14 protein-coding genes are annotated in these 12,620 nt (G+C 32.1%); 4 read left to right on the top strand and 10 right to left on the bottom strand.

The window, feature by feature from the left end; translation table 11 throughout:
- Positions 1-38: 38 nt before the first annotated feature.
- On the bottom strand, positions 39-512 hold the full coding sequence (locus Q1B37_RS03935) for an isoprenylcysteine carboxylmethyltransferase family protein (RefSeq protein WP_299895695.1): 474 nt from the start codon (positions 510-512) through the stop codon (positions 39-41).
- Between the two features lie 136 nt (positions 513-648).
- Positions 649-924 (bottom strand): DUF2892 domain-containing protein, encoded by a 276-nt coding sequence (locus Q1B37_RS03930; RefSeq protein ID WP_366944286.1) that lies wholly within the window; start codon positions 922-924, stop codon positions 649-651.
- 157 nt (positions 925-1,081) lie between these two features.
- On the opposite strand from Q1B37_RS03930, the gene Q1B37_RS03925 reads away from it, so the two are divergent.
- Complete coding sequence (locus Q1B37_RS03925; protein ID WP_299895692.1) at positions 1,082-1,687, top strand: bifunctional 2-polyprenyl-6-hydroxyphenol methylase/3-demethylubiquinol 3-O-methyltransferase UbiG; 606 nt, start codon at positions 1,082-1,084, stop codon at positions 1,685-1,687.
- On the opposite strand, the gene Q1B37_RS03920 is transcribed toward Q1B37_RS03925, so the two are convergent.
- The 4 genes from Q1B37_RS03920 to Q1B37_RS03905 all read right to left on the bottom strand — a co-directional run bounded on the left by Q1B37_RS03920 (position 1,688) and on the right by Q1B37_RS03905 (position 4,301).
- Positions 1,688-2,332 (bottom strand): Crp/Fnr family transcriptional regulator, encoded by a 645-nt coding sequence (locus Q1B37_RS03920; RefSeq protein ID WP_299895689.1) that lies wholly within the window; start codon positions 2,330-2,332, stop codon positions 1,688-1,690.
- A gap of 49 nt (positions 2,333-2,381) precedes the next feature.
- Positions 2,382-2,798: a rhodanese-like domain-containing protein gene (locus Q1B37_RS03915; RefSeq protein ID WP_299895686.1), complete on the bottom strand. Its 417-nt coding sequence runs from the start codon at positions 2,796-2,798 to the stop codon at positions 2,382-2,384.
- Between the two features lie 82 nt (positions 2,799-2,880).
- Positions 2,881-3,513: a Crp/Fnr family transcriptional regulator gene (locus tag Q1B37_RS03910; RefSeq protein WP_299895683.1), complete on the bottom strand. Its 633-nt coding sequence runs from the start codon at positions 3,511-3,513 to the stop codon at positions 2,881-2,883.
- Between the two features lie 5 nt (positions 3,514-3,518).
- Positions 3,519-4,301, bottom strand: a complete 783-nt coding sequence (locus Q1B37_RS03905; protein WP_299895680.1) for a patatin-like phospholipase family protein — start codon at positions 4,299-4,301, stop codon at positions 3,519-3,521.
- 217 nt (positions 4,302-4,518) lie between these two features.
- Here Q1B37_RS03905 and Q1B37_RS03900 point away from each other — a divergent pair, with 217 nt between their 5' ends.
- A complete protein-coding gene (locus Q1B37_RS03900) occupies positions 4,519-4,740 on the top strand; it encodes a hypothetical protein (RefSeq protein ID WP_299895677.1) in 222 nt (73 codons plus the stop codon).
- A gap of 36 nt (positions 4,741-4,776) precedes the next feature.
- Positions 4,777-5,208 (top strand): hypothetical protein, encoded by a 432-nt coding sequence (locus Q1B37_RS03895; protein ID WP_299602829.1) that lies wholly within the window; start codon positions 4,777-4,779, stop codon positions 5,206-5,208.
- A gap of 46 nt (positions 5,209-5,254) precedes the next feature.
- On the opposite strand, the gene Q1B37_RS03890 is transcribed toward Q1B37_RS03895, so the two are convergent.
- The 3 genes from Q1B37_RS03890 to Q1B37_RS03880 form a co-directional block, all read right to left on the bottom strand.
- Complete coding sequence (locus Q1B37_RS03890) at positions 5,255-6,424, bottom strand: PepSY domain-containing protein (protein WP_299895674.1); 1,170 nt, start codon at positions 6,422-6,424, stop codon at positions 5,255-5,257.
- Positions 6,425-6,622: 198 nt separating this feature from the next.
- Entirely contained in the window at positions 6,623-7,906 is a 1,284-nt protein-coding gene (locus Q1B37_RS03885) for a DUF4374 domain-containing protein (RefSeq protein WP_299895672.1), read from the bottom strand.
- Positions 7,907-7,936: 30 nt separating this feature from the next.
- On the bottom strand, positions 7,937-10,276 hold the full coding sequence (locus tag Q1B37_RS03880; protein WP_299895669.1) for a TonB-dependent receptor: 2,340 nt from the start codon (positions 10,274-10,276) through the stop codon (positions 7,937-7,939).
- A 151-nt stretch (positions 10,277-10,427) separates the two neighbouring features.
- Here Q1B37_RS03880 and Q1B37_RS03875 point away from each other — a divergent pair, with 151 nt between their 5' ends.
- Positions 10,428-11,453 (top strand): AraC family transcriptional regulator, encoded by a 1,026-nt coding sequence (locus Q1B37_RS03875; RefSeq protein ID WP_299895667.1) that lies wholly within the window; start codon positions 10,428-10,430, stop codon positions 11,451-11,453.
- A 33-nt stretch (positions 11,454-11,486) separates the two neighbouring features.
- On the opposite strand, the gene Q1B37_RS03870 is transcribed toward Q1B37_RS03875, so the two are convergent.
- A complete protein-coding gene (locus Q1B37_RS03870) occupies positions 11,487-12,617 on the bottom strand; it encodes a heparan-alpha-glucosaminide N-acetyltransferase domain-containing protein (RefSeq protein WP_299895664.1) in 1,131 nt (376 codons plus the stop codon).
- Positions 12,618-12,620 lie beyond the last annotated feature (3 nt).

Raw genomic sequence — 12,620 nt, 5'->3', positions numbered from 1 at the left:
TTTAAAAAAGGAAAGTCAGTAACTATTGTTACATTACACTATTTTTTAGCTAAAAATGTGGATGTTTTTGGCAAAAATCTTCCCGTAGTCTTTTGATAATCGGCATATTCAGAAAAAAAGACCGTTAACTTCTTTTCTTCATACTTTGCTTTAAAATGAAAAAGCATGTAGATACTAAAGGATATTATTACTTTAAACGAAGAACACGTATATAATGCGTAGCCAAATACCACGCATAATATTCCTGTATAAATTGGATGTCTAATAAATTTATAAAGCCCTGTTCGAATAAGTTTTGCATCTGTTCTGGGCGAAGGAAAAGGAGATAAACTGTCTCGAAGCTGAAACAAGGCATATGCAATAATTCCCATCCCAATACCGAGTAATAAAAGTCCTAACTTATATAATAAAGATGCACAATCGAAATTGATCACTTTAGGATTTAAGAGATAGCATACAAATAATATCCCTTGAATAATAACATATACAAAATCCTTATAATCCAGTTTCATGAATACGGTTTTGAGTATTTTTAATACATTCAACTTACACTAAATTCTATATAAAAACTAATACTTCTGCATAAAAAGAAATCTGACTCCTCAGCGAAAAGTCAGATTTCATAAATTAATAATCAGAACGTTAAGCTTAGTTCTTCACCTTACAAGTATTAAGTCCAACGATTGAATATAACGGACAAATACTTACAAAGCCAGTCACTAAAAGTATTCCGCCAAATGCTAATAAAACATAGGCTAATGTACCTTGAAGTATTCCAAAATAATATAGTAATGCAATTGCTATTGCAACTATAAATCTTATGATCCTATCTGTATTTCCCATATTCTTTTTCATAGTATTATATTTTAATGAGCGTTTAGAAATTCTATTAGAAGTGTAACTATTGTAATAATGCTTATACATAAAACACAAACTATCAAAAGTTTTACTCCCTTATGTAACTTCATGTATTCTCTAGTTATGATTATATTTCTATTTTTTTATTCATATTTACATTACAAACTTAGAGAAGCAGAAACACAAAAGCTGTGACAATTGTTACAACACAAACTATTTTATAATGGCTGTCCAAAAATTACAAACCACCTTAGGAAATATTGATATCTACTTATTGGATCAAATACTTAAAGAACGATATCATAAAACCGATAAGATATTAGATGCAGGATGTGGAAGCGGAAGAAACTTGCATTGGTTTTATAATAATGAATACAATTTATACGCCGTAGATAAAGAAATAGAATCGATTGATTATATAAGAAGTGTGTATCCAAAATGGAGTAAAAAAATGGATGTTTGCGCTTTAGAACAACTAAAGTTTAAAAATGATTACTTCGATCATATTATTTGCAGTGCAGTTCTTCATTTTGCACATGATCTAACACAATTCGAGGCTATGTTCTCTGAGCTTATAAGAGTACTGAAACCTTTTGGAACACTATTTATTCGTATGACTTCCGATATTGGAATAGAAGATAAAATAACTCCCATAAACGATGGAGTCTACCTTTTAGGCGATGAATCTTATCGTTTTTTACTAACTAGAGAAATATTGTCAAATCTAATGAAAAAACACTCATTGTCTTTCTTAGAACCACTAAAGTCTACAAATGTACACGACCTTAGATCTATGACCACATTGGTTTTACAAAAAAATCCTTCTTAATTAAGTGTAATCGACTATTTCTATTGCTCCTTGTTTTAGATGAATAAAACCTTCTTGTTCTAATTTTTTGAGTAATCTGGATATTACTTCTCTTGAGGATCCTAAATCATAAGCAATTTGTTGATGCGTAGTATGTAATATTCTACGGTCTTTTAATTTCGCTTCTTTCTTTAAGTATTCTAGTAATCGTTTATCTTTTTTGGAAAAAGTGAGTATTTCAATCACTTGTAATAGTTCTTCAAACTTTAAATTAAACAGGTCATAGATAAATTCATTCCATTTCGGATACTTCTTTGCTATTGTAAGTGCTTGTTCTGCCGGAATGATTACTACTTCGGAATCCTCTTCGATGACTGCTTTTACCTGGCTAGTTTGGTTTTTGACTAATGTCGTAACAGACATCACACAGCTTTCTCCAGGTTTAATATAGTACAATAAAACTTCATTACCTTCTTCTGGTTCTTCCTTAAACACTTTAGCTAAACCAGAAATAAGTAATGGGATCACTTTTATGTATGATCCTTGTTTTAAGATAACAGTACCAGCTTCGAATCTATGAATCTGACTGATTTCAACAAGCTCGTTTTTTAATTCTGGCATTGTGGCCAGTCTCGGAAAATACCTATCTATCGCTTCTGAAATCAATCTGTTGGTTTTTTACTAAGGTAAGAATTCCTTCACTATCAAGCTAAGATTATCTTTTTGTGTTTTCGGTCCAAGCCTTATACCCTCCTTTAAAATCATAAACTTTTTCAAAACCCAAAGTAATCAATAATTTAGCCGCCCGGTGACTTCGCCAGCCAGAATAACAATAGATATAAACCGGCTCGTTCTTATTTAAGTTTTCAAATTTAGATGTAAAATTTTCTTTATCCGAAAAACTAATATTTACAGCATCATCTATAAAACCCTCTTGATACTCTTTGGGAGTTCGGATATCTATAAACTGTACATTTTTTCCTAGTACTTCTTTTTGTATTACGGATATATCTATAACCACAACTTTTTCAGAGTGTATGGAATTAGAATCTTCTCCTGTATTGTTCGCATTTTGTTGTCCGCAAGACGTGGAAACATACAATAGTAATAGAAAACTTAATATTCTTGTCATAATCTTTATTAAAACTTCTTGAAGCATATTTGGCTAAAATAAGGCTCTCTATATAAGTATTTAGTAACAAAAGTTACACGATTTAAGCCCCTAAAATTTCAATACTATTTCGATTCAATTTGATAATACCTTCTTTTTCCATTTTTTTTAATAGTCTGGAAATAACAACACGAGAAGAATGAAGATCATAAGCAATCTGTTGATGCGTAGTACTAATAAGAGGATCATTACTAATTTTAGTTTTATCTTTTAAATACTTTAGTAATCGTTCATCCATTTTTAAAAATGCAATGCTATCAATCGTTTCAATAGCTTCCATTAATCTCTTATGATAACTTTCGAACACAAAATTCCTCCAGGACTTATACTTCGTTGTCCATTCTTCCATTTTTTCTACTGGGATCATCACCAACTTAGAGTCCATTTCTGCAATTGCTTTAATTTCGCTCTTATGATGTCCAATGCAACAAGATAACGTCATTGCGCAAGTATCTCCTTTTTCTAAAAAATATAAAAGTAACTCATCACCATCTTGATCTTCTCTCAAAATTTTAATGGCTCCTTGAAGGATTAACGGCATTGATTTGATATAGCTCCCAGATCGTATCAGTTCTGCTCCCTCATGAACTTCTTTGGCTATAGCTACCTTATTAATTTCTTCTAACAGCTCCTTTTCGAAAAGGTGCGAATAACTATTATGTAATTCCTCAATCACAATGATTAGTATAATTTTTGATTCTCAAAATAACGATCTAGTTGTTTTTTAGCTTCTTCATATCCGATTTCAAAAACCTGATCTAAATTACTTGTATTGAATACTCCATGATTACTTACTTTCTTTGGATGTATAATAATATCGCATTTTGTCAACTTTGCTTCCGAATTAGGCATTGCACGCAAGTAATAAGCTCTTTGCATGACATTATGAGCATGCTTAAAATCCGTAATCTTAGGCTTTCGAATTGGAGAAACATCAATACCTATGATCATATCACATATATCCATAATAGGTGCTATCGGAAAATTATCCAAAATCCCTCCATCAGAATACAGATGCCCATCTATCATAACGGGAGAAAAAACACCTGGAAAAGCTGCCGATGCAAGTATTGGCTTTATCAATTCTCCAGTACTAAATACACTTACCCGCCCTTCTACCAAATCTGTAGCTGTTACAAAAAGTTTCTTTTCTAGACTTTCGAATGTATTATCCACAAAATGATTTACAAGGTCATCATAATATTTCTCTGAATCTAAAAAACCAGGTTTTCTTCTTGTGAATCTATTGAGTTTAAAAACCGGTGTTTTGTTAAAAAAGTCTTTGATCCCAGGAACTGAATTTCCTGCAGCATACAATGCTCCTACTATTGCTCCTGCACTAGTTCCAGAAACAAAATTAGGAAATATACCAGCCTCTTCAATTGCTTTAATCGCACCTATGTGTGCTAAACCTCTGAAACCTCCTCCAGACAAAACCAAACCTATATTACTTGGAACTTTCATTTTACTTTTCTTGCAAAATATTGTTAGGATTCTAATTTAAAGTATTCCTGAAATACTACCTATTTATTTAGATAAATTTAAAGATAGTATCCAGCGTATTTTAAGTATTATCCATCCGTCTTTCTAAAACAAAACAAAACTAGTTAATAAACAAACGTTAATCTTGTTTAATAATTTTTATAAAAAGTTAAACGTTTTTTATCTTTATAAGAAAAATATGGAATTAATAGAGAAAGCATTGGAATTTGAAGGTAGAAAGATGAGTAATATGACTACCAGTGATAGAGTAAAAGCCTCTAGAGAAGCAAAGACATTGATTTTGGCAATCAACGAAATTTATAAAAAAACAAGGGATGCTAAATTGATGGATATTATGAAGCTGTTAACCGTAAAGAAAAAGAAAATTGAAAAACGCCTGAAAGGTGTTCCAACAGTATAAACCATTACTAATTACCAGCATAAGGAATAATCACAAATGTTATTAGAAACTACCTATAAAAATAAAAAAAATAAGGAGCTCATTAATGATCTGGTTGGAAAACCCTTTTCTATATTACAATCAATCAAAATGGGCGGCATTGGATCTAAACGAATGATCATAGAAGAAGTTAGCCCTAACTTGAGAAAGATCCTTAATTCAGTTTCTGATCTCAATTACGGTAATATCGAATTACGTCCGTATGGAATTTTGATCGCTATTACCAAAGGTTTACAAAATTACACTTGGGTTATTCCTTATTATCAATTTTATCTTTACAAAACTAACGGTATTAGCATACACGCACAGGGCAAATTTGTCCATTTCAGAAACAATCGTACTCACAAGGAAAATGCGTTATTTTTTAAAAAGATGATCCGTTTAAAAACCGAATATGATCAGCAATATCCGCATGTAGATTCTTTATAGATATTTTCTAAAATAGAATATTCTTGTATTTATGTATCTAAGAATCTTATGTAATGACCAAAGAGGCATTATGCTTCTTTTTCTTTTTATATTTTCTACCATACCATAACAACACTCCGCTTACTGGTAAAGAGGCACAAAGTAAACTGGACAAAAACGCAATGATTTTACCTGCTAGTCCACCAATTGCCCCAATATGAATGTCATAATTCATACGAATTACCTTATCAGCAAAACTTGCATTTTTATATTTCCCATAAATACTTGGAGTTTCCATTTCTTTAAGCGTATACTGATCAAAGAATAGATAATCCATATTGTAATACAATCCCTTAGAATTACTTACCTCTACCAAAACAGAAGTAGTATCATTTTCTGGATAATGTAGTTCGAAACTATGTGCATTCTGATACTTTTCCTTTAGTATTGGAATCAATTGATCATATGGATAATTAGATCCTACGGTTGATGCTATGACTTGCTCACTTTCTGGGATCACAAACCTTGGATCATTAGAACCTCCCGAAGCCTTATAAGCAATGAAATAAAACCAATTAAATGCCATGACACATCCAGTAAATGCCAGTATCAATCCTAAGGAGGATACATAAAAGCCTACAACGGTATGTAGATCAAAATTCTTACGTTTCCATCTAGTATTTTTATTCCAATCAAATCGTAATCTTTGTCGCCAATTTTTCTTGTTTCTTGGCCACCAAAGGATAAGTCCGCTGATAATAATAACTAGAAATAGTAAAACGGAATAGGATACTACTCTAGAGCCGATCGCATCTGGTAACCATAATCGTAAGTGACCTTTTAGGACAAAGCCAAAAAAACCTGCATCATTATCTACTCTTTTGATAAATGCTCCTGAATAAGGATTCAGATACACACTCTGATAAAATACTTCTGGTTCTGATTCGTAAAACACCACCTCTATTGCTTCATCTGGTTGGCCGTATACAACTCCATGAATAGTTCTATTTGGTATAATTTTTTCAGCTATGTTTTTTATCTCTGATGCTACCAAAAAATCTTGATCCTGAACGTTTACATATTTATAATCGTCATAAAAGCTTTCTATTTCTTCTTTAAAAACCCATAAACAACCAGTAATAGAAACAACAAAAAGCACCAGACCTGTTGTTAGTCCAAGTATTTTATGGATTTGTAATATTCTCTTTCTCCTGTTATTTTTCTTTTTACTAGTCATTTATAGAGGAATGAAATCATACTGGATAGCTAAAAAACGATAACTAGTTATTGGGGTTTTTAAAAAGGTTTGCAAACAAAACATAGTTACCTGCAAAGACAATCTATCGAAACCTAAAAACACTATTATTCGGATAGTTGTCTTAACATTAATGCACATACATTTCTTAGTACCCAGTACGAATCACAGTTGAGTTAATTAGTTACTTATTTTAAATATTCCCTTAAGTCCAAGACCTAAAACTTTTGCTCCTTGCGTAGCGGTAGCCGTTTCTGGATCTACGATATATACATACGTCTCTGTATCGGTAGAGCTACTGATATACGCTTTTCCATCTTCTACAAACATTGGAGAAGTATAACGATGACCATGTGTTGGTACTCCAGCTACATCAGTTATTGTCTGATTTACCAAATCAATAACTACCATTTTGAAAACATCTTTCTTAAAAAATACTCCCCATTCTCCGGCTCCATTGGTATCATCTAGAATTATTCTCGCAATTGCTTTTCCGTTACCTACATAGTCCATCCAGAATATCTTTCCTCCATTAACAGCTTCTTCTACATTGAAGAAATAATCCGAATCGAATTCTGTTTCTCCATTTTTAATTCTTAAAATACCAGAAGGTTTTGAAGCTGCTGTAAAACCAGCACTCAATGCAGAAGTTGAAAAAGAATAGATATCTCCATTTTCTGTTTGCTCGATTCCTGTACTATGACCATTAACACCGATTGGGCTTGTTCTATCATCCTCGATTATCTTTTCTAATTCGAATGCTGGATAGCTATATACCGCTACATAAGCACGATCTACATCTGGAGTTATAAATGATCCATCCGCTAACCATTTATGGTACGAAACAAATAACTTTCCATCTCTAAGTACCATTCCTGTGACCCATGGAATTGATCCTGGATTTGTTGCAGTTCCATCACCCATATCAATATCTATTGGATGCTCTTTTATTTCTTCTAAAAGTCCTGTCTCTGCATTCACTATATGAAAACGTTTATCTGAAAGTCCGCCATAGGTAAGTTCTACAGCAATTAATGTATTATCATCAATGGCAGCATAATTATCTAGTGTTGACTGAAAAGCAAAATTTGCTTTTTCTACCAAATCTCCATTTTCATCTAGCTGATATGCGATACATTTATCATCATCAGAATATCCTGCTGTAAAAACAGTATTACCAGCTCCATGAAAAAATCTCCATCCTCTTAAAGGGATTCCTTGTCCTTCTACAGAAATTTCTCCAGTAGTTAAAGACTCTAAAGAAGGTAATTCCAAAATATAATCTACAGGACTCGCATCACCTACAGGAAATGCTTCAAATCCCACTACATATTTTGATACAGCTACTGGATCCGGATCTGGATCAGTAATCGTACCTCCATTATCATCACTACTACAAGAAGTAGCAATCATAGCAATTGCTACGACTAGCATTGCACTTTGTATCCATTTTATTGTTTTCATTGTATATGATTTTGATGTTTAAAAATTATTTTAGTTTGATATATAGTATCGTAGTTTTACATAAAAGGCTCTTCCAGGTTGCTGAATCTCGAAATTGTCATAGATCTTAGCATCTGTTATGTTTCTTGTCAGTACCGATAGGTTATACCTGCCATCTTTGAAAGAATATCCAAACTCTAAATTATGTGACAGTTGCTCCGGAATAATATCTCTATCCTCTGGATTCCCTTCTACAAAAGAAGTAAGTGGGTATTCGTGAACATAGTATGTACTCCAAGAGATGTTGAATTGATCTTTTGTAGCAAATACGTTTTTGAATCTACCTCCGATTCGAGCATTTCCGAATAAATAAGGGATGTTGGCGATACGTTGATTTTTTAAAAAATCAACACCTGCATTTTCTCCTGCGTTTTGATCAATAATGTTTTGGTAAGTAGCATTGAGATCTAAAAAGAAAAAATTGTTATACAGCATTCTGATTTCTCCTTCAATTCCTGTACTTCTGGCATCCGCTGTATTATAATATCTAGAGAATATACCTTCAGATCTTATGGCAATAAAATTTTTAGCATCTCTAAAAAAGATATTACTATCTAGCTGGAGCTTGAGTTTATTTATTTCTGTATTAAAAAGAGCGCCTAGATTGACATTGTAACTTTCTTCTGGTAATAATGTAGGGTTAGACTTTAATAAAAATCCATCTCCAAAAACCTCATATCCTTCAGGAATTCTAAATGTTCGTTCAAAAGAACCTTTGATCTGAAAGTCAGGTACCATCTTAAAAGTCGTTGCTAAACCGTATCCTAACTCTTCAAACGTATTTTCAAATTTGGCAAAGCGTTCTTCCTCAGTACTGGCAAAAAGATCCTCTACAATTCCTTCTGAATTCAGGAGATATCCTTTAGAAAAAATGGCTGTTTTCCATTTATTTTTTAATAAATTGAAATCATAAGAAAGCCCTACAATATTTTTATTTACAATGTGAGGATCTTGAAATGCTATTCTTCCTGTTCGTGCTTCGTCCTCTCCTCTACGTCTAATATAATTCTTGGTGTAATTAAGACTTACTGAATGATTATCACTTAAGTTATAACTGGCTAAAGCATTTATCAAATGAAGATTATCTTTAAACTCGAATAAGGTTTTACTTGCTTCAAATTCTCCTAAGGTTTGATCACCGCGTTCAATAAAATTTCCAAACCAATCGTACTTTCTTGATGAAGTATCTACCACTTTCTCTCTGTTTCGGGTAATGGATCCGTAGATTTTCAACCTCAACCTATCTTTAAAAAGATTGTTCTTTTCATACTCAATAGATCCAGAAACAATATCATTTTCTGAGAACACCTCTCCAAATGGGTTTTGTGGATCTATAGGATGTTGTATTTCGTTTTCATTAGCTGAAGCAGTAAATCCCAAGATCAATCGATCTGCAAAGGATTTTTCCAATATTCCGGTCTTAACCATAATCATTTGCGAATTATAAGCATCATGAAATCTTTCTACATCATCACGTCTAATTCCTGTATCATTGCCTAGCTCATCACGTACCTCGATATCATCAATTGTGTAATTATTATCAGAATGGTTATAAAAAGATGATAGCTGAAACATCCATCCTTTTTTACTGTAATGTTGCGCATTAATTGTTGCTCGATGCGTGTTGAAAGAACCAACATCATACGATACATCAAGAAAATCCTTTTTTCTTTTATTGGTTATAATATTTACCGCACCACCTAAGGCATCAGCTCCTAAATGAATAGGAACAACACCTTTATAAATTTCTGCTCTTTCTATCAGAGTGGCAGAAAAATTATTTAATGATAAAGAACTTCCAAAATTTTCAATGGGAATTCCATCTATAAAGAATTTTACCTGTTTTCCGGACAAACCATTTAATGAAAAGTCAAAAGCTGAACCTAAACCACCACGTTGTCGCACATTAACACCAGGGATCGTAGTTAAAATCGAATTGATATCCGCACTAGTGTTTTTAAGCTCCTTAATTTCAATCACTTCTACTTCAAAAGCCTTTTCTTTTACTTTCTGACCCGCAGTTTTAGACTTAACAATGACATCGTTAAGCTCTTCTATGTTTTCCTTTAGAACAATACGAATAAATCTTTCTTCATTAGCATCAACTCTTACCTCTAATAAGTTTGTTTCAAAACCAATAAAACTAGTCTGTAAAGTATAATTACCCTCTGGAATCGACAGATTAAATTTCCCATCAAAATTAGTGGTAGTACCAATATTATTTAACTCCAAAACACGTATAGAAGCTTCGGGTATTGGTTGGGATTTTTCATCTATGACCACTCCCTTAAGTAATGCTTGACTTTGACAACAAAGTGTAACCAAAAGCATTAAAAAGACATTAATTTTTCTTTTTAAAATAACCACTGACTGTAACGATTTTTTATCTATTTTAGCGACCCAAATAATAACTATTTATAATTAGTCTAAATAAATTTAGAATGCAAAATTAGGATCTAAGGGAAGAGAAAAATGACGCATTATGGATAAAAAAAGACGTAAAAATAATTTGACTTATAAAGAGATGGACAATGCCCCTAAAATGATTACTTTATATACTGTTTCCGAGCTTATAAACACCTATGATCGCTGCGGAATTAGCTCTAAAAAATTTCAGTTTTTAAAGGACTATGGTGTTGGGTATTTTCTAAAACATAAGTTTGAAGGATTATCTATCACAATTTTTGATGTTTTATTTGAAAAAGACTTGCACATCGAAGGTGCTACTTCAAGCGATTTTTTAGAAATGTCTTTTTTGATTGAAGGAGAACAAATCATCAGAATCGACGGTATATCAAAAGATCTAATTTATGAAAGTCAAGAATGTTATCTATTGTATTTAGAACATATAAAAGGAAGTATTTCCTATCACAAAAGGAAACGATTGAAAGAAGTTAAAGTAAGAATGAGTAAAGAGTTTATCAAAAGACATCGATTAGATGAAGAATACAATATTCTGGAAACACACTCTTTATTAAAGCTAAAAGAGAATTTTTTAAAACCATTATGCTCCAAAACCCAGAACATTCTTACCGAAATTTTAATAGACAAACGAAACGGATTATTAAAGCGATTATTCCTTGAATCCAAAGTACTCGAACTTGTTGCCTTAAAACTGGAAGATACTTCTAAGAAACCTAAAACTAATCACATCACTGCTACTGATCATATTGTTAAAAAGCTTTATAATATTCAGCATTTGATCAGCTCCGATCTGTCTAAGCAACACTCTATTCATGACTTATCTAGACGAGTGGGTATTAATGATTTCATCCTTAAAAAAGAATTTAAAGAACTGTTTGGCAAAACAATCTTTGAATATGCTACGGAATTAAGAATGAATAGGGCTCGACAATTACTACTTCATAGCAAAAAACCGATCTACGAGATTTCAGAATTAGTAGGGTATAAAAACTCTACTCATTTTACCGCTGCTTTCAAAAAAATAGAAGGCATGACCCCTAAAAAATATAGAACAAAATTATCTTCTGAAAATAATTTATCTTAACTATTATTCTATCCTTACACTTTTCCTAAATTACTAACTTTCTACGGATAATTTTTGTTTAAAAAAATACCTATTAGATGTAAGACTTTTTTTCAATTTGATAAAAATGAAATGTATCATAAATGTTAGCCCTATAAACAATGGCATTAATAGAATTGTATCCAATTCATTCATACTTTGAAAACCAAAAAATATCATCCCCCAACAAATTAAAACCCATTGAATCACATATAATGAGGTAACATGCTTACTACAATAATAAAAGGTTCTATATACCCAATTGTTTTTAGTTTTTGCAAGCAACCAATGAAATAAAGACAATACCGCAAAGTTCCATCCTGCAAGGTAAATAACACCTCCTGGTCCTAAATGGAAAAAATCATTGAAATGATACTCTTCACTTATAAACACTAAAGGCGCTCCAACGAGTATGCAGATGATACCGCCTATAAACATTCTCTTAAATAACTTATTTTGATCATAGTCCATTTCTATATACCATTGTCCAAAAAACATTCCTAATAGTATAAATGAAATCCAAGGAAATACAGAGAAATACACCCAGTATCCATCACTCCACAACAATTGAGTAATATAGCTTAATCCTACTATTCCTGATTGAAACTCTCTTAATTCTACAGACAAAAAGGCGATTATAATGGCCAATCCTAAAATCAAAAATTTATTTTTAAGATAAGCTCTTACAAATGCCAATATCAATAAGGATATTCCTGCTAATTGTAAGATATCGCCTGTTAGTAAGAGATACATATATTTTTCAATATCCAAGGGATTTTCCCATCCATATGCAGCTATAAAACTATCTGGCATAAGTCCAATCAAAATGGGAACAAGAAACTTTAGAAAATTCATTAAATAAGCTACTCCAAGAATTAATATTCCACGTTTCACTGCACTTTGAATACTCTGATTTCTAGAGATCATAAAAGACACACCCATCGTTATTAGAAAAACTGGTGTACCTCTTCCTACAAAATGAATAAAATGCCCTAAAAAAGTATCTGACTGAACATTTTGTTGAGCATGAATCCATAAGGTATGTACCATTATCATGGCAATTACACTAAATCCTCTCCCAAAATCAATAGCTAAAATCCTATTGTTTTTTAGTGTCGCTTGTGATGTCTTTTTTTGTAGTTCCATGGT

It is taken from the genome of uncultured Aquimarina sp., assembly GCF_947492965.1.
GTDB lineage: Bacteria > Bacteroidota > Bacteroidia > Flavobacteriales > Flavobacteriaceae > Aquimarina.
This window is presented reverse-complemented; position numbering and strand designations above follow the sequence as displayed.